At 36.8% G+C, this 18,081-nt stretch carries 16 protein-coding genes; 1 reads left to right on the top strand and 15 read right to left on the bottom strand.

The window, feature by feature from the left end; translation table 11 throughout:
• Positions 1–198 precede the first annotated feature (198 nt).
• Positions 199–291 carry a YjcZ family sporulation protein gene (locus ACJ2A9_RS00965; protein WP_441419730.1) on the top strand — a complete coding sequence of 31 codons (93 nt, stop codon included), beginning with the start codon at positions 199–201 and terminating at the stop codon, positions 289–291.
• 48 nt (positions 292–339) lie between these two features.
• On the opposite strand, the gene ACJ2A9_RS00960 is transcribed toward ACJ2A9_RS00965, so the two are convergent.
• The 15 genes from ACJ2A9_RS00960 to ACJ2A9_RS00890 form a co-directional block, all read right to left on the bottom strand.
• Entirely contained in the window at positions 340–939 is a 600-nt protein-coding gene (locus tag ACJ2A9_RS00960) for a response regulator (RefSeq protein ID WP_441419729.1), read from the bottom strand.
• Positions 936–2,072 carry a sensor histidine kinase gene (locus ACJ2A9_RS00955; RefSeq protein WP_441420377.1) on the bottom strand — a complete coding sequence of 379 codons (1,137 nt, stop codon included), beginning with the start codon at positions 2,070–2,072 and terminating at the stop codon, positions 936–938. Before ACJ2A9_RS00955 ends, ACJ2A9_RS00960 begins: the two co-directional genes overlap by 4 nt.
• Before the next feature lie 268 nt (positions 2,073–2,340).
• Complete coding sequence (locus ACJ2A9_RS00950; protein WP_441419728.1) at positions 2,341–3,057, bottom strand: GntR family transcriptional regulator; 717 nt, start codon at positions 3,055–3,057, stop codon at positions 2,341–2,343.
• Positions 3,058–3,224: 167 nt separating this feature from the next.
• Positions 3,225–4,706: a sodium:solute symporter family protein gene (locus ACJ2A9_RS00945; protein ID WP_441419727.1), complete on the bottom strand. Its 1,482-nt coding sequence runs from the start codon at positions 4,704–4,706 to the stop codon at positions 3,225–3,227.
• A 102-nt stretch (positions 4,707–4,808) separates the two neighbouring features.
• Entirely contained in the window at positions 4,809–6,287 is a 1,479-nt protein-coding gene (locus ACJ2A9_RS00940; protein WP_441419726.1) for an APC family permease, read from the bottom strand.
• Between the two features lie 162 nt (positions 6,288–6,449).
• Positions 6,450–8,120 (bottom strand): amidohydrolase, encoded by a 1,671-nt coding sequence (locus ACJ2A9_RS00935; protein ID WP_441419725.1) that lies wholly within the window; start codon positions 8,118–8,120, stop codon positions 6,450–6,452.
• Between the two features lie 264 nt (positions 8,121–8,384).
• Positions 8,385–9,623 carry a M20 family metallo-hydrolase gene (locus tag ACJ2A9_RS00930; protein ID WP_441419724.1) on the bottom strand — a complete coding sequence of 413 codons (1,239 nt, stop codon included), beginning with the start codon at positions 9,621–9,623 and terminating at the stop codon, positions 8,385–8,387.
• Between the two features lie 27 nt (positions 9,624–9,650).
• Positions 9,651–10,367: a GntR family transcriptional regulator gene (locus tag ACJ2A9_RS00925; RefSeq protein WP_441419723.1), complete on the bottom strand. Its 717-nt coding sequence runs from the start codon at positions 10,365–10,367 to the stop codon at positions 9,651–9,653.
• A 91-nt stretch (positions 10,368–10,458) separates the two neighbouring features.
• Complete coding sequence (gene xsc, locus ACJ2A9_RS00920; RefSeq protein WP_441419722.1) at positions 10,459–12,231, bottom strand: sulfoacetaldehyde acetyltransferase; 1,773 nt, start codon at positions 12,229–12,231, stop codon at positions 10,459–10,461.
• Between the two features lie 81 nt (positions 12,232–12,312).
• Positions 12,313–13,668 (bottom strand): aminotransferase, encoded by a 1,356-nt coding sequence (locus tag ACJ2A9_RS00915; RefSeq protein WP_441419721.1) that lies wholly within the window; start codon positions 13,666–13,668, stop codon positions 12,313–12,315.
• A 34-nt stretch (positions 13,669–13,702) separates the two neighbouring features.
• On the bottom strand, positions 13,703–14,839 hold the full coding sequence (gene ald, locus ACJ2A9_RS00910) for an alanine dehydrogenase (RefSeq protein WP_441419720.1): 1,137 nt from the start codon (positions 14,837–14,839) through the stop codon (positions 13,703–13,705).
• Between the two features lie 210 nt (positions 14,840–15,049).
• A complete protein-coding gene (locus ACJ2A9_RS00905; protein ID WP_441419719.1) occupies positions 15,050–15,655 on the bottom strand; it encodes a class I SAM-dependent methyltransferase in 606 nt (201 codons plus the stop codon).
• Between the two features lie 130 nt (positions 15,656–15,785).
• Entirely contained in the window at positions 15,786–16,562 is a 777-nt protein-coding gene (locus tag ACJ2A9_RS00900; protein WP_441419718.1) for a sulfite exporter TauE/SafE family protein, read from the bottom strand.
• A 105-nt stretch (positions 16,563–16,667) separates the two neighbouring features.
• Positions 16,668–16,895: a sulfurtransferase TusA family protein gene (locus ACJ2A9_RS00895; RefSeq protein WP_441419717.1), complete on the bottom strand. Its 228-nt coding sequence runs from the start codon at positions 16,893–16,895 to the stop codon at positions 16,668–16,670.
• A 42-nt stretch (positions 16,896–16,937) separates the two neighbouring features.
• A complete protein-coding gene (locus tag ACJ2A9_RS00890; RefSeq protein WP_441419716.1) occupies positions 16,938–18,071 on the bottom strand; it encodes an MBL fold metallo-hydrolase in 1,134 nt (377 codons plus the stop codon).
• Positions 18,072–18,081 lie beyond the last annotated feature (10 nt).

Raw genomic sequence — 18,081 nt, 5'->3', positions numbered from 1 at the left:
CAGTACATTGGTGTAATGCAGCGAGTATTGTGGATAACCAGCTGATTTTAGATAATTTTCTTTTAACTAAAAAGATTCAAAAATATTTTTTTATTACAATAGAAAGGTAAATATCCAATCACATTTTATTTTTTTTCATAGCATGTCAATAGAGGGGGTGAAGACCTCCTGAATATTGTAAGAAAAGGAGTGAATGTAATGAGCGGATATTCTTATGCTAACAACTTCGTGTTAATCGTTGTGCTGTTTATTTTATTAATTATCGTTGGAGCATCTTTTGCTGGTTACTAAGAAATACAAAAGAGTCAACATGTCGACATGTTGACTCTTTTCTTTTAATTACTTAAACCAGCCTTTTTCCTTAAATTTTGAGATCGCTTCGATTCGGTTACCAACATCAAGTTTATCAAGGATGACGGAAATATAATTTCTGACAGTACCGTTTGTAAGCGAAAGCTCAGTGGCGATTTCGTTTGTGCTTTTCCCATCAGCAATCAACTCAATGACTTGCTTTTCTCTCGCAGTTAATGGGTTTTCATTACTATAGGCTAAATCAACTAACTCTGGTGAATAAACTCTTCTGCCATCCATAATTGTGCGGATGGCAGTTGCTAATTCCTCACTCGGACTATCTTTAAGTAAATAACCTCTTACGTCAGCTTTCCGGGCTCGCTCAAAATATCCAGCTCTGGCAAAGGTAGTTAAGATAATCACTTTGCAAGACTCCCCAATCAGTTCTTCAGCTGCATCAAGTCCACTTTTTAATGGCATTTCAATGTCCATAATACATATATCCGGTTTGAGCTGTTTCACTAAAGTGAGTGCTTCCTCACCATTTTTAGCCTTCCCGACTACTTCCATATCTTCTTCCAAATCAAGTAACGCACCGAGAGCACCAAGAAGCATTCGCTGATCTTCAGCAATAACGATTTTGATCACACCAATCCCCCCTCTTTTGTTTGCTGAATGACATTCGGTACACGTATTGCCAGTGTTGTTCCCTTCTTCTTCATAATTTCGAGACTGCCGTTTACAAAATCCAACCGTTCTCTAATTCCACGTAGACCATAGCCTTTCACTGGTTCTTTATTTGTTAAGATCCCAATCCCATCATCTTCTACAATGACTTTCAGTTCCTCAGGTGATTCCTGAATAACAATTTTGCATGACATTGCCTGACTATGCTTAACAACATTTGTTACTGCTTCTTTCAAGCACATTGTAACAACACTTTCAACTAACAGTGGTGTATGGCTAAGGTTGACATCCCCTTCAATCGTGCATTCCATTTGAGCTGCTTTTAAAATTTGTTGAATATGTACAATTTCATCCTCAAGCTTCGCACCACGCATATCGGATACCATTTCACGAACTTCCTTCAAGGCAGTTCTTGCTGTTTGGTTAATATCATTGAGTTCAAGAACTGCTGCCTCAGGATTAACCTTTGTTAATTTACGCGCCAAATCACTTTTTAAGCCGATCAGCGATAATTTTTGACCAAGTGTATCATGAAGGTCACGGGCAATCCGCTGTCTTTCTTCAATGACCATCAATTGTGAAATTTTATTATTGGCAAGCTCTAATTCACCTTCGAGCTTTTCTTGTTTAATTCGATTGTACGTATTAAACGGTAGTAAAATCACACCTATAACTGTGATCACAATATACGGAAACTGCGAAAAGAATAGCTCTGTTTGTGTATAAAAGCTTAATGTTACTGCAATAATCGTTGTGAGCAAATGGACGACATACAATGTGAAAAAACCGATTTTGTTTTGTATATTGCCAATAAAAAAGGCGAGAAACAAGGCAAAATAGACGTATCCATAAACTAATGTCATTCCAATGCTAATGACAATTTCAATTCCTACCCAAAGGTAAACAAGTTTTCCCTTTGAAATAAACGATAATCGATAAGCCGCAAAAAATAACAGGATCATGACAATACCAGTTATAATTTCCCATGCTGTGGATGACCTGAAAATAAAATAGAACGGTAATAAACAAAAAATAATCCAAACATAAATACTAAGACCTGTATTCTTCGGAAAAATATTATACCAACTTTGCATAGTAACCTCACTTACTTTTTTCCAATTCATTCTTACTCTCATTATACACATTTACGCTTCCTTCGTCCTAAAAAGACCTATACAGAAATAAGAAGGCTGTTTCTTTTCCTTAGGAATGTCTTTTTCTGCTTATAAAAGAACAGTATCTAATGATTACGGAAATTCTGTTTTCTAATTTGAAAAGGTACTTTAAGAACTGTCAGTCCTTTAAAGTACCTTTACTCAGATTAATTTTCAATTGTAAATAGCTTAGTAGTTTCAATCAAGCCTAATATTTTCGCGAGAGCTTTATAGTGAATGAATACATATCAGACCTATAAAATGCTTTGTAATATTCAACCCAGTTCCCATTATTATCCTTAATCATTCTATCTGAGATTAGAGCACTAATATGTTGTATTCCTAAATAGTCTTCATCTTCTGCATTGAAGCTTCCGCTTGTAATTGTCTGTTCTGCTTCATATAAGTGAATATTTAATTCTTTTTCAAGCAGGTCATAAATTGTTGCGTCATCAAGGTTAAACTCCAATAACTTTTTTCCTATTTCTATTGGATAATAATGATTTTCAATTGCCATTGGTATGTCATCCGCATACCGCATTCTTTTAATAAAATAAATATCTCCATATTCTTTTAAATGTTTTATGTCGTGAGACGGGGTAATAATCCCATGATTTAATAGTTTTGCTCCTGGTTTCATTCCCATTTTCTTCAAAGTTTCAGTAGTACTGCTTAAATTTCCCAGCCAGTCTTGAATTGGTTTTATATTTACAAAAGTACCCTTGCCGTGTTTTTTTTCTAAAAAACCTTCGCGTACAAGGTAGCTGATTGCTTCGCGAACTGTACTGCGACTTACAGAATATTGTTCCATTAATTCCCGTTCACTAGGGAGCTTTTCGTTATAATATCCATTTATTATTTTACTTTCTAACTCTTTTTTTAATTGAATATGAATAGGAATATGGTCATGATTATCAAACGACATCTTTATATCAACTCCATACATTGGGTACTAATTAAAAATACCTTTAATTAATTAAATCATACAACATATGAAAATTACAAATAGTTATTCAGAAAAGACGAGAAAGAGAGGTTTAAAAGAAAATTCTTTTATACCTCCCCTTTTTCTCTTTGTTAATCTATCCTTTTTTAATCGGACACAGCTTTTTGGTTTAATTCAATTCCATGCTCGGTATCCTCATCCATATTTCTTCGTTTCGCTGAGTCCAAATCTTCCCAATAAACAGCCTTTACTTGTTCTGTATCAGAATGTTTTGTTAGTAAACTTATACCGACTAAACTTATAAATGAAACGGATAAGCCAAAGATTGTGTGGTCAATATTTAACCCTAGATAAGGGTACATAAGTGTAGCAATTAGTGCTAAAACCATACTGCTGAAAACACCTGTTTTTGTGACTCTTTTCCAAAACATGATTGCCAGAAACGGGAACACTAATGTTGCTGCCGATAACCTGAGTGCCCATTGATACATTGCAATGATATTAGTTAAATAGAATGCTACTAGGAGCCCTAACAAGGAAATAATTACAACAGTAAGCCGGGAAACGAACATCAACTTTTTATCACTTGCATTTGGATTAATAAGATGATGGTACAAATCTTTTGTTAGGTTAGAACTTCCCTGTAGAATAAAGGATGTAGCGCCCGTCATTAATGCAGCTAATAAACCTACAAGAACAATTCCTCCCAATGCAGGGGTTAATAGCTCAGCTGTAACATAAGAAAACAATAAATCAGGATGGATATCTGCTGGAACGTAACTTCTGGCAATCACTCCAATTGAATATGGTAGTATTGAAATAAGCCCGGCAATTGCAAAACCAGTAATACCCGCTTTTTTGGCAATTGTTTCTGTTTTTGAGGCGAAAATACGTTGCCATGTTGATTGCCAAATCAAATAGAATGGACCTACCGACAGAGCAAATAATAGAACGGCAGTTAGCCCATTAGGTCCTACAGGTGTTAAAAATTCTATCGGTGTTTCCGCAACAATGTTTCCTAAGCCGCCACCGTAGTACAGGCTCGCAATAAATAACGTTAAAATACCTACGATCAATATAATGCTTTGAATCGCATCAGTAATAATTGTTGCCGGAAGTCCCCCCAACACCGTAAAACCTAAAATTAACGCAAAGGCCACAATTAAACCGGTCGTTACCTCCATCCCGAAAGCTATCGTAAATACGGTTGTCATCCCAACAATCTGCAGAGCTAAAGTCGGAACAGAATAGATAAACGCTGATAAAATTGAAGGAATGATCCCCATTTTTTTCCCGAACCTTTCACTAAACAGGTCAGCCATTGTAAAAAGTCTTTGTCTTCTTAATGGTTTAGCAAAGACTGCTATTAAAAGGATACTAAAAAATATGGCTGGTAACGCAAACTGGAAAAAACCTGAAAGACCTACAGTAAAACCCATTCCTACCCAACCAATAAACACCGCAGCTCCACAAAACGTACTAACTATCGTTCCAACAATTGACCAGAATCCCATATTCCAGCCTGCAATTAAATAATCCTTTGATGTTTTCACCCTTTTAAAATAATAAAAACCAAGGGTGAACATAAATGCAACATAAACAAGCATGTAACCAAAATACCAGCCCATAAACTACCTCCCATGTTTATATTCTATAGAACCGTGAAAACAAAGATAGCTAACCGTGACTATGCTTATTCCATTTGTTTTGGTTAATCTTATTGAAACCATTTATTTATTCGAAACTTTTGGTAATGCATCTGCGTTTTTCTTTGTATCACCAAGAATATAAAAATCAAGCTTTTCCTCTGGTATTTCCCTAAATCCTTTTCCTTTATATAAATAAAAGATGATCCCTAAAAGAATCCAAACGGCCAATGCAATCCATGATGGGGTACCCATAGCCGCTGGCGAGCCAGGATAGAGTAACAACGCTAGAAATGAAATTGAGCAAAGGGCACCTAATAGTGCTAATCCTTTCTTAATTGGTGAAACTGTTTCTTTTGATTGAGGCCCACCTTGACTATCTTCTGACCATCTAAAAAATTTATATGCAACAATACAAGTATAGAAATAAGCGATTGTGACCCCTGTTGCTGACATATCTACGATCCATAAAAGAACTTCTCGACCAAACCATGGGGCAATAAGACAAATCATACACGTAAAGATAATCCCTACATATGGTGTTCCATATTTTGGATGGAGATTTCCAAACGCCTGTGGTAAGATTTGTGCACGTCCCATCGCAAATAACAGACGGCTAGATGCTACATAAAAACCATTTAGACCGGTAAATACTCCCATACAAACTGACATGGCTAAAAGGGTCATGCCTAGAATCCCCAGGTTGCTGGAAACGATATCACCAGTTCCCCAAATCGGTTTCCCATCAACTATACTTTGCCATGGCATTCCAACTGCAGTAACAACGATCATTAAGGAATATATTATTGCTGCAACGATGATAGAGAAAATGATTAAATTAAATGCTTTCTCAGGAGAGAAATTAAATTCTTCCGCCGCCTGAGGGATGTTATCAAAACCTACGTAAGCCCATGGTGCGATTGCCACAATTGCAATAATTGCTGTCCAAACAGGAACTTCCGGTTTGAATAATGGTTGCATATTACTGAGTGATGTGTCTGGATGCAATAACATAGCTAAAGTTAAGATAACGACACCACTAATTAGTAGAATACAAAAAATAAATTGATATCTTCCAGAAATAGCTGCTCCCCTAATGTTTAAGTAGGCGAAAACAAGAAGCGCTAAACTAGCAATTAAAACTTCCCCAAATGATACTTCCCATCCACCTATACTATACATGTACCCTTGGGTCGTAATAGAAGGGAAAATAAACTTTCCTAATAATGCCAGAGCGGACGCATTTAATGCTACAATACACATATAGCCTAAGGTCAAGAACCAACCAGCTACATATGCATGGTTACGTCCAAACCCTATATAGGCATAGGCAAACTCTCCTCCGGAAACCGGGAAACGATTTACCATAAAACCGTAACTGACAGCTATAATCAGCATAAGGAGTGCGCCAATTCCAAGTCCAATAATTGTTCCAAGTGGACCAGCTTGCCCCATCCATACGGTTGGAAGAATAAAACACCCCCATCCTACTGCCGATCCTAAAGCAATTGCCCATACCCAATGTGGCTTTAATGTTTGTTTTAATTGCTTCCTATCCTCCATAATTCGCCTCCTAGTAAATAGTCATTTTAATAATGAACTTAGGATTCATATGGTCTTTTACTAACAATCCCCTTCTCAATTTTATACGGTCGTCACGTTGTCCGGACCATATAGAATGTTATCAGTGTAATTCTTTCATACTTTTTTAGCAGCCATTTTAATTTATGAGAATGTGTAATTTTTTTGCGGGCTTTCATAGACTACTTTTCCGTTAATCATTGTTGCAGTTACGACTATGTCTTTTATTTCTATTGGATTACACAATGTAGGATCATTAGTTAGTACAGCAAAATCTGCCTGTTTACCGATTTCTATACTTCCAGTAATATGCTCCTCGAAATTTAGTCTAGCCCCGTAAATGGTCATTGATTTTAGAGCTGTTTCCATATCACAACGCTGGTTAGCACCAAGTATATTTCCAGCACTGGTAACACGGTTAACTGCTGCCCATATCGAGAATAATGGCGAGATTGGCGTAATTGGACAGTCGGAATGCAACGTAAACTTAATATCACGTTCAATTGCACTTTTTAAAGGATTCATCTGTTGTGCTCTTTCTTCTCCCAAAAATATTGATCTGTGTCTCTCACCCCAATAATAAATATGATTGATAAAGAACGAAGCTTCGACCCCTAATTTTTCCATTCGGTCTAGATCTTCTAATGTGGCTGTCTGTACATGCTCAATTCGATGACGATGATCACTTCGCGGTGAAGAGTGCAATACCTTGGAATATGCATCTAGTATCGAACCAATTGCCCTGTCTCCATTTCCATGAATAGCAATTCGAAAACCTCGATCATGTAAATCTAATATTTCTTCAGTAAATTCCTGTTGCTCATGCAATAGTTCGCCTATTAACTCGTTATTACAAAAATACGGGTGACGTAACGCACCAGTCAATCCTTGGATTGAACCATCTTGAAACAGCTTTGCACTATCCAAAACAGCTCTATTATTCGATTCATGACGTATGTGTCGATCAAGCTGCTGTGCCGAATAATTGCCAAAATGACTTCCTTTTCGTAACAAATGGTGTAATACCATTAATCTCATTCGCAGAGGATTCTTTCCTTCAGAGACTGCTCGCACATGCGCATTAAATTCCGTTATTCCTTGATCGAGACCAACTCCAGCATCAGTACTCGTTGTTATCCCTTGTGCTAGATAGTCTTTCGCTCCTTTTTCTATTACTGAAGTTAATCTTTCTTCAGTTAATACTGGTAGAACCTTCATAATTGGTTCCATAGCTGGCAGCTCATGCAATACACCGTCTAATCGACCATTGTGATCTCTACCAAAAAATCCCCCTCTTGGATTACCAATTTCCTCCTGAATATTCGCTAATTGTAAAGCTTTGGAATTAACAGTTGCAAAATGCCCTGATATATGTCGGATAAAAACAGGATGATCCGGAGCTACCCGATCTAATTCGCTTCTAGTCGGATGACGTTTTTCTTCCAAAAGAGTATCATCATAACCCCAACCCATTATCCATTCATTTTTTTCCTTTTCATTTGCTACTTCCTTAATACGTTCTAAAATATTAGATATCGTTCGATTGAGAGGACTACTGCAATTTACTTGTTCTCGAAATTGAGAATACATCAATAAATGATTATGCGTATCTATAAACCCCGGTAGTAACGTATTTCCCTTTAGATCAATAATTTCAGTATTGGAATCAATGATTACTTCATTTTTTGCAGGTTCTTTCTCTCTCCATATATTTACAATTTTCCCTTTCGATACAGCTAATGATCCAGCACGACTATTTGAGATATCTAGAGTTATTATGTTTGCATTTTTTATGAGTAAATCTATTTTTTGCATTTGCTTCCCCTTTCTTTTTTAATAATTTATTAGATAAGGAACTGCCGCTAAATGTAAGCGTATTCATCATGAGAATCATAAAATTATTTAAACTTATAGCAACCTTACCATTTCATATAATTAAAACACATGCAATTTTCGTAGTCAATAAATTCTAAATATTCAAAATATTAAATATATAGATACCCATAATAAGAATAGTTAATGAATATTCTCCTTTATAATAAAAGTGATAAAATAGCTTCTCACGAAAAGCGCATTTTTTTATTCTAATATATCTTTTGAATTTATTAAACTCACTACTAATTGGTAGAGTAAATCTATACTAGTGACAACATCAGGCCATTGAGAATATTCTTCAGTACAATGGCTTTTACCATTTATGCTTGGAACAAAGACCATAATTGTATCGCCTAATCGACTCATATACATTGCATCATGTCCTGCACCACTAAACATTAATTCATAGGAGATCCCATTCTCTTGACAGAGATGTTTTAATTTAGCATCAAATCCCCCTGTAAAATGTACTGGTTGCTGAAAGGAAAGATCTTCGATTAGACATCTAGTTCCTTCTTCAATAGATACCTCTTGAATAATACCCTTAATATGATCAATCGCTCTTAATAATTGATTATGGTCATGATGTCTTATATCAATCGAGAAACTACATTCATTCGGTATTACGTTCCCTACATTGGGTTTTACAGAACACTTACCAAAAGTGACAAGAGTTCGGTTCCCTTGTAGGCTAGCCCACTGGTTTAAGGAGTTCATAACCTTTACAGCACTTATTAGAGCATCCTTCCGATTATGCATTGGTGTGGTTGCTGCATGATCTGATTGACCGAAAAAGGTAACATGATGCCAAGATAATCCCTGTATTCCTTTTACAATACCCACTTGTTTTTTCTTTTCTTCTAAAATTGGTCCTTGTTCAATGTGCAGTTCTGCAAATAAGGTGACATCATTAAGCCGATTTTCCTTTTTCCCTAGATAATTTATTTTTTTTAATTCATCAATGAATGCATTTCCGCTATCATCCTTCATATCATATACATGATCTTTTTTTAACGCTTCGGTCATTGCCGCACTTCCTAACATCGGTGTAGGAAACCTGGCTCCTTCTTCATTTGTAAACATAGCTACTTCAATTGGGTATGAATGGATGATATTATGTTCGCGCAGTGTTTCGATAACCTCTAGTCCAGCTAAAACCCCTAAAACACCATCATACATTCCTCCGTTTGGAACTGAGTCAAGATGTGATCCTAAGACGATGGGTGGCAAAGTCGGTTGTTCTCCTTCTTTTCGACCAAAGATATTACCGAAATCATCAATTCTCACCTCTAACTCTAATGATTTCAGCCACATTACAAACCAATCCCTTACTTGCTTATCTTCTGCTGTTAGAGCTAAACGCTGAATTCCATTTTTTTCATTTTTCCCTATGTTATTTATGCTTCTAAACCTTTCTTTAACTCTTTCCTCTTTAATATACAAGTTCATCCCCCTTTCGCTAACAAAGGTTTAATATTTTCTTGAAAGTTTTATATTAAAAGAATATATATCTGCTCGATAATACGCCTTAAAATATTCAACCCATCGTCCATTATTGTCTGTAATCATTCGGTCAGAAACTAATACATTTTTATTACTTGTTTCCAAATAGTTAGAATCCTCTTTTGATAATTTTCCACTTGTGATGACCTGATTTGCTTCCGAAAGATAAAGTCCCAATTCCTTTTCAAGTATATCGTAGAGTGTCGCTTCATTTAGATTGAATTTTATTAATTGTTTTCCTATTTTAATAGGATAATAGTGATTTTCAATTGACATTGGAATGTTGTCTGCATATCGAATTCTTTTAATAAAATAGATATCCCCAAATTCTTTCAAGTGAGATAATTCCTGAGAAGGGGTGATGATGCCATGACTTAATAGTTTTGCTCCAGGTTTTACACCCATCTTTCTTAAAGTTTCTGTTGTACTGCTTAAATTTCCTAACCAATCTTGAATGGGCTTAACCGTAATAAAGGTACCGATACCATGTTTTTTTTCCAATATTCCTTCGTGAACAAGCTGCTCAACTGCCTTTCTAACCGTACTTCGGCTAATTGAATATTGTCTCATTAGTTCTTGTTCACTAGGCAACTTGTTTTTATAGCGTCCATTTAATATATTCTTCTCTATTTCTTTTTTTAATTGAATATGAATTGGGATATAATCTTGATAATCTAAACTCATTTTTTATATCAACTCCAGTACAAAAAAGAAAGAGAAGTTTTAAAAGACTATTCTTTTATCCTTCTCTTTCTCTTAAGTTAATCATTTATCCCTACCAGTTTCTATGGTCTAAATGATTATATTTAGGTAATAAGCGTACTGGCATTTTAAGCGCATCTTTTCTAAATGGTGGCGCCAATTGTGTTCCGTCTACTTGTATATCAATAACGGTTGGTTTGTTTGATTTAATTGCTTTTTGAATGACAGAACCCAGTTCCTCGGCTTTTTCTACTCTTATCCCTACCGCTCCCATTGATCTTGCCACCTCAGCAAAATCTGGGTTTTGGATATCAGCTCCTACAAAACGATTATTATAGAAATCGACTTGGTTTTTCTTCTCAGCACACCATGCACCATTATTAAAAACACAAGCAATAACAGGGATATTTTCTTCAACGGCCGTACTTACTTCATGTAAGCTCATTCCCCATGCTCCATCACCGACGATCGCAATAACTGGACTGTCCGGACTTGCTAATTTAGCTCCTAATGCAGAAGGGTATGCAAAGCCAGTATTTCCGAATGTTAATGCCGCAATATGCTTTCGTCCTTGATTAAATTTCAGGTATGCATTAGCTGTTGACGACACATTGCCTATATCAGTTGAGACGATCGCATTATCAGGAAGTACTTTTGTCAGCTCTAATAATGCTCTGCGTGGATTAATAGGACCTCCATCAACCATAGCAAGTTCGATTAGCTCAGCCTCCCATTTTTCCTTTTCAGTTGTTACTTTGTTAATTCTTGCTTCATTTACAGGAATATTTGGATGCCTTTCTTTTAAACGCTTTCCAATTTCACTGCTTGCTTCTCTTGCATCCCCAATGATGCCAAGCTCAATCGGGTGTGTACGGGCAATATTTCGTGGATTGATATCTATTTGGATGATTTTTGCATTCTTAGGGAAATAATCAATATCATAACACGGTAAAGTACCAAAGACTGATAGGCGTGTTCCGATTGCTAATAGAACATCAGCATCCTTAATTGTGTTCATTGCCGCTTTCGAACCCATATAGCCAATTGGACCTACAGCCAAATGGTGATCAGCCGGGAATGCATCATTATGCATATAGGAAACAGCCACTGGTGCACTTAGATGCTCTGCAATCTCTTTGACTGCCTCAATCCCATCAGAATCAACAGTTCCTCTGCCGGAAATGATGACTGGATTTTTAGCTGATACCAACAATTCCACAGCTTTTTCAATCGACTCAATTGAACCACATCCTCGCGTATCAACACGGTATTGATGAGGCTGTAAAATTTGCTCTTCGATTTCACCATAAAAATAATCACGTGGAATATCAAATAAAACTGGGCCGCGCTCCGCGTATGCAATTCGAAATGCTGTACGTAAACAGTCAGCAACACGATTCGGATGAGTAACACGAACAGTTTCCTTTGTGATTGATTTAAACACCGAAACTTGATCACATTCTTGGAAACCGTCCCAACCTACAGTTGGTGTACCAGCTGATGGAGAAATAACAACCATAGGTGTATGTGCTTGATTTGCGGCAGCAACTGAAGTAACCATATTCGTTATCCCCGGTCCATTTTGCCCAATCACAACCCCAGCCACACCACTCACTCTTGTATATGCATCCTCCATGTGGGCAGCACTTTGTTCATGACGCACACCAATAAAACGTATGCCCGCAGTCGGTAATAGATCAAGTAAATCCATAAAGGCTGATCCTAAAATACCAGAAATATGGGTAACTCCTTCAGCTACTAACGTTTCTACAATTGCTTCACTTGGTGTCATCTTCACCTTTTTGTTTGTTCCAATAACAGTTTTTGTTTTCGTACTTTCTATCATAATAAGTTCCTCCTGACTATTTTAAAAATTCTGAAATCAAAAAACATAATATTGTTCTTGTCGGTAATAAATAAAATTAAATTAAATGGAATAAAGTACATCTTTTACAGTGTTAACAACGAACCTTAAATCATCTTCAGTTGAAGTTAGTGGCGGTGCAATAATTAAAACGTTGTTTTGATTTGGTACGGTATCCCCATTTCGACCAATGATCAGTCCTTTTTCTTTACATTTAGCTAATATTTTGGTCATGAATTCATCTGATACCGGTTTCTTTGATTGCTTATCTTGAACTAACTCAATTCCATATAAGAAACCTGCGCCTCTCACCTCTCCAACATTTTGATGTTCTAATACATCATGTAACTTACCAAGAATTGCTTCCCCTAATTTTGAAACGCGATCTACAATTTGCTCACGTTCAATAATCTCAATATTTTTTAATGCCACAGCACATGCAGCTGGATGTCCACCATACGTAGAAACATGCCGGAAATGATTTTTATCTCCCTCTACCTTAAACTTTTCATAGATTTTTGACTTTACCGCCGTTGCCCCTAATGGCAAATAACCACTTGTCAGTCCTTTTGCCATGGTCACAATATCAGGCTGCACTCCTTCAGAATGCATAAAACCAAACATTTTACCAGTCCGTCCAAATCCAGATACAACTTCATCAAGAATTAATAGAACATCATGTTTTTCGCAAATATCTGCGACTCGTTGCAGATATTCTTTTGATGGAATAATTACGCCTCCGCCTGAAATAAATGGCTCCATAATGACAGCTGCAACTGTTTCGGCTCCCTCCCATTCAATGACTTGATCAATCATCTCTGCCGCAACAAGATCACTGTTTTCAACACCTCCAAATGGACAACGATATTTATAAGGAGGTGGAACGTGTAAAAATCCAGGGACGCCAGGATCGTATTTTACCCTGCGGTTTGCCTGAGCCGTAGCGCTTAATGCCCCAAGAGTAGTTCCGTGGTATGCTCTGTATCTAGAAATAAATTTATATTTACCCGGATTACCATTTTGATTGTGGTATTGTCGTGCAATTTTGAATGCTGTTTCATTTGCATCAGATCCACCATTAGAAAAGAAAGTTTTATATGAATCCCCTAAAAGTTCACTAATCTTTGCTGATAATTCAATCGCAGGAGTATGTGAAAATGTAAGTGGGAAATATGATAATTTCGACATCTGCTCTGCAGCCGCTTGAACTATTTCCTGTTGTCCGTGCCCAAGGTTTAAACACCAAAGTCCTGATACGCCATCTAGATATTTATTTCCGTTAATGTCTGTGAACCAAGACCCTTCTCCAGATGTTGCAATCATCGGACTAGAGTTTGGCGTATACTTTGACATAGCATGCCATAAATGATCGTGATCTTTTTGGATAAGTTCTTCATTATTTACCTCTTGAACATTCATATTTCTTACCTCCCTTTACTAGATTAATAGTTAATTAGGAAACTGTAGCAGCTTCTTCATTGAATAATGATTCGATCGCAGTGTAATTTAGTTGTTGCGCATCAGCGACTGCTTGATAAGTAACATACCCTTTATACGTATTTACTCCTTTTGCAATTGCTGGATTTTCTATGACGGCCTGTTTTAATCCTTTATTTGCAAGATTTACTCCATATTGACTCGTTACATTAACAAGTGCTATTGTTGATGTTCTAGATACAGCACCAGGCATATTTGCAACTGCATAATGAAGGACTCCATGCTTCAAATAGGTTGGATTGTCATGTGTCGTAATTCGATCAATCGTTTCAATCGAACCACCCTGATCAATAGCTACATCTACAATAACTGAACCCGGTTCCATGACTCTAACCATGTCATCTGTTACTAGACGTGGTGCCCTCGCGCCAGGAATGAGAACAGCTCCTATTAACAAATCAGCATTCTTCACTTCTTGAGCAATATTATAACTGTTGGACATTAACGTTTTTAAGCGACCGCCAAATTGATCATCGAGTTGACGAAGACGAGTGGGGTTGATATCTAATAATGTAACATTTGCACCAAGTCCCATCGCCATTTTGGCAGCATTGGTACCAACAACCCCACCGCCAACTACAACTACATTCGCCGGTCGGACACCTGGTACACCACCTAAAAGTACCCCCTTGCCTCCCTTTGATTTTTCTAAAAACTGGGCACCAATTTGAACTGACATTCTACCCGCCACTTCACTCATTGGTGTTAAAAGTGGCAGTGACCCATCCTTAAGTTGAATTGTTTCATAAGCAATAGAAGTTACTTTTTTATTTATTAAGGCTTTTGTTAGCTCTGGTTCCGCAGCTAAATGAAGATACGTAAATAAAATCAAACCCTCACGGAAGTATTGGTATTCTTCTTTTTGAGGTTCTTTCACTTTTACAACCATTTCAGCATCCCATGCTTTTTTTGCTGAATGAACGATTTTAGCTCCAGCAGCTATATATTCATCGTCAGTAAATCCACTTCCAGCACCTGCACCGGATTCTATCCAAACTTGATGACCTGATTGAAGATAAGAAACGACACCAGATGGAGTAAGAGCAACTCGATTTTCATTATTTTTTATTTCTTTGGGTACTCCAATAATCATTGTCAAACATTCCCTTCACTTTGATTTCTGGTAACAACGTCATGTCGTCCGTACCAGTATCATACTATAATTTTTTTGAATTTTCAAACAAATATAGAAAAATAACCTATTATTTTTTGTTATATATACGTGAAGATTTTTTTATAAATAGGTATGTGACCATATGATGTGAAACATCCTCTTTTTTCTCTATGTTATCTTTTATTCTCTTTAAGGGGGAAAAGGTTTTTGTCCAACAAACTGAATGACGTGTGATAATCCGTGATGCAATTCTCCTTCATGACGAGTTACTTCTCCGATAAAAAAGTGAACAATTCGCCAATCCGAAAATGTTTCAAGAAATTCTTCCGGTTTATATAAAAGCTCAATGTCTTTTGGTCCACCACTTTTATAAGGAATTTGATCGTGTGAATAGACTTCTGTTATAAAATAGCCACCTGGTTTCACAGAATGTTTTACGCCTTGAAGTGTCTTCTTACGCAGTGACTCTGGAAAATGACCATAAATACAAACAATTTCATCCCATTGATTTTGTTGCCAGATTGCTTCATTTAAATCAACAAGTGTAGTTGAAACAGATACACCGCGAGTCTCTGCCAGCTTTTTTGTCTTTTCTAATCCAGATTCAGCATAATCCCATGTGGTCACATCCATTCCTTGCTCCGCTAAATACACAGCATTTCTGCCTTCTCCTTCTGCGATTGCAAGTGCGTGTCCTAATAGACCGAGTTTCTTTTGTATATCTGCCAAAAATACATTTGGCTCTGTTCCGTAAATATATTTTTCGTCTTGAAAACGTGTATGCCAAAAGTTCATGATCTTAACTCCTCAAAATAAATTCATATCAGCCATCTCATTGTATGCCTACTAAAAGTATGTACATTAAAAGAAGCCAATAGCCTCTTTTAATCACTATCTTCATAACACTAATGTTTAATCTTCTATCTTACAAAATATCCAGCCAAATCTTTACTGCCGTTGAAAAAATCAATACTGCTAAAATGAATTGGAGTATTTTTGTATTCATTTTCTTTCCCGTCATTACCCCTAATGGTGAGGCGATTAAGCTAGCAACGATCATAATGAATGCCGGAAAATAATCGATCTGTCCTGTCGTAATCTTCCCGACTGTTGCACCTATTGATGAAATAAACGTAATCGCTAATGAGGATGCAATCGTCATTCTTGTAGGGATTTTGAGGATAACAAGCATAATGGGTACTAATAAAAATGCTCCAGCAGCACCAACAATCCCTGCACCAACCCCAACAATTAAAGCGAGTATTGCTGCTAACGATTTGTTAAAAGTAACTTGATCAAGCGGGACATCATCAATCCCTTTTTTCGGGATAAACATCATCACAGCAGCAGTTAAAGCTAAAATTCCATAAATAATATTGATTCCATCTTCAGACATAAGTTTCGAGCCATAGCCACCGATAAAGCTGCCAATTAGAATACTTGCTCCCATATACGTAATTAATGATTTATTTAAATATCCGCCTTTACGATAGGCCCATACCCCGCCAATGGTCGCAAAAAAGACTTGAATGGCACTAATGCCTGATACCTCATGGGCAGTAAACGCTGCCAAACCGAATAACGGCGGAATATAAAGCAGCATCGGATATTTAATAATTGAACCGCCAATTCCCAGCATTCCAGATATATATGACCCAATAAAACCGATGAGGAAAATGGTTAATATAAATGTAATATCCATGTTACGATCCCCTTCTTCTAGTTAAAAGTTTAGAGTTGAAAGTTGAAAGTTGAAACTTCTACACCTTCTAAAAAAATTTGGGAACCAAACAGGTTCCCAATTTTTTTATCCTTTTTTTATCCAGAATTTTAATACGCCATTTTCTTCTGAATCTGACACTAGTTCATGACCGCCGGATTTTGCCCATGCTGCCAGGTCATTTTTTGCTCCTTTATCTGTAGCGTGAATTTCTAAAATTTGACCAGACTCTAACTCTCCCATAGCTTTCTTTGTTCTCACGATTGGCATTGGACATGCTAAACCTTTTGCGTCTAAAATTTTATCTGAATTCATTATAAAGCCCTCCATTTATTATTTTAATATTCTTACAATCTATTATTCTGTATGATGTACAGCACAACGGTTTGGACCGATCTCTAGCTCTTGCTTACGCTCATTATCCGCATCTTCAATTCCACGATTGATCATAATTATCTCTTCGAAGTTAGGCGGTTTAACTGAGCTTGCTGATTTTTCAACATCCTGTAAGAAGGCCTCTCTTGTCGAATTGAACATTTTTTCATTGCGCTCACGAATACTCCCTAACGTATCACCAATGTAGCCCTCTTCGTTAATTTCAGTATCAAAATCAGCGTAGTGAGATGGCAGTACAATAACATCATCAGCAATTTCAGCTACTTGGTTATACACTGTGTCATATAAATCATTGGCCCATTCTCGTACTTTGTTTCCTAAGTCAGGACGGCCAAGGCCACTGACAAAGATCGTATCACCAGAGAATAAGAGTTTTTTATTGACAAAGAATGAGACGCTTCCTGGTGTATGACCTGGTGTTTTTACTGCTAACACTTCTAATTCAACATTTTTGAAGTTGATTTTTTCGTGATCTTCGAATGGTTTAAAATCAAAGACGGCACCTTCACTTTTCATTAAATAGTACGCTCCACCTGTTGCTTCAGCCATTTCTTTTCCACCTGAAATATGATCAGCATGGAGATGTGAGTCAACAATGTGAGAAATTGCTGCTCCTTCTTCTTTTGCAGCAGCAACATATTGATCTACAAATCTAGCAGGGTCAACGATTAACGCTTCATCACCAGACACGACCATGTATGATAGACAGCCTTTTCCGACACGGACAAATTGGTAGACTTTGATTTCAGCATCTTCATACACTTTTGCTTGGTATAAATGCTCACTCCAGGACTTCATCCCGCCTTTTAAGTAGGAAACAAGTTCTCGGTGTTCACCAAGCATTTCAGCCACCATTTTTGATGAGCCTTCTTTTGCACAGACTACTAAAATTTCCTTATCCGTTGGAATTTTATCTAATATTTCTTCTACGCCATCAAGCAATTCAAAATAAGGAATATTGTAATGATCAAAGTTTTCTCCTTCAATTTTCCAATCGGAAAAATCTGATTCATTACGAACATCTAAAATAAAGAGAGATTCTTTGTTTACTAGTTTGTTAGTGACTTCACGAGCCGTCATTTCTTTAATTGACATATTATATACC

The organism is Anaerobacillus sp. MEB173 (assembly GCF_052119505.1).
Classification (GTDB): domain Bacteria; phylum Bacillota; class Bacilli; order Bacillales; family JBJMAU01; genus JBJMAU01.
Note: the sequence above shows the minus strand (reverse complement) of the source record. Positions and strands in the feature narration are given on the sequence as shown.

Coding starts and splice junctions, on each gene's coding strand:
- ACJ2A9_RS00965 (WP_441419730.1), top strand. CDS start 199: ATGAGCGGATATTCTTATGCTAACAACTTCGTGTTAATCGTTGTGCTG.
- ACJ2A9_RS00955 (WP_441420377.1), bottom strand. CDS start 2,072: ATGCAAAGTTGGTATAATATTTTTCCGAAGAATACAGGTCTTAGTATT.
- ACJ2A9_RS00950 (WP_441419728.1), bottom strand. CDS start 3,057: ATGTCGTTTGATAATCATGACCATATTCCTATTCATATTCAATTAAAA.
- ACJ2A9_RS00945 (WP_441419727.1), bottom strand. CDS start 4,706: ATGGGCTGGTATTTTGGTTACATGCTTGTTTATGTTGCATTTATGTTC.
- ACJ2A9_RS00940 (WP_441419726.1), bottom strand. CDS start 6,287: ATGGAGGATAGGAAGCAATTAAAACAAACATTAAAGCCACATTGGGTA.
- ACJ2A9_RS00935 (WP_441419725.1), bottom strand. CDS start 8,120: ATGCAAAAAATAGATTTACTCATAAAAAATGCAAACATAATAACTCTA.
- ACJ2A9_RS00925 (WP_441419723.1), bottom strand. CDS start 10,367: ATGAGTTTAGATTATCAAGATTATATCCCAATTCATATTCAATTAAAA.
- xsc (WP_441419722.1), bottom strand. CDS start 12,231: ATGATAGAAAGTACGAAAACAAAAACTGTTATTGGAACAAACAAAAAG.
- ACJ2A9_RS00915 (WP_441419721.1), bottom strand. CDS start 13,668: ATGAATGTTCAAGAGGTAAATAATGAAGAACTTATCCAAAAAGATCAC.
- ald (WP_441419720.1), bottom strand. CDS start 14,839: ATGATTATTGGAGTACCCAAAGAAATAAAAAATAATGAAAATCGAGTT.
- ACJ2A9_RS00905 (WP_441419719.1), bottom strand. CDS start 15,655: ATGAACTTTTGGCATACACGTTTTCAAGACGAAAAATATATTTACGGA.
- ACJ2A9_RS00900 (WP_441419718.1), bottom strand. CDS start 16,562: ATGGATATTACATTTATATTAACCATTTTCCTCATCGGTTTTATTGGG.
- ACJ2A9_RS00895 (WP_441419717.1), bottom strand. CDS start 16,895: ATGAATTCAGATAAAATTTTAGACGCAAAAGGTTTAGCATGTCCAATG.
- ACJ2A9_RS00890 (WP_441419716.1), bottom strand. CDS start 18,071: ATGTCAATTAAAGAAATGACGGCTCGTGAAGTCACTAACAAACTAGTA.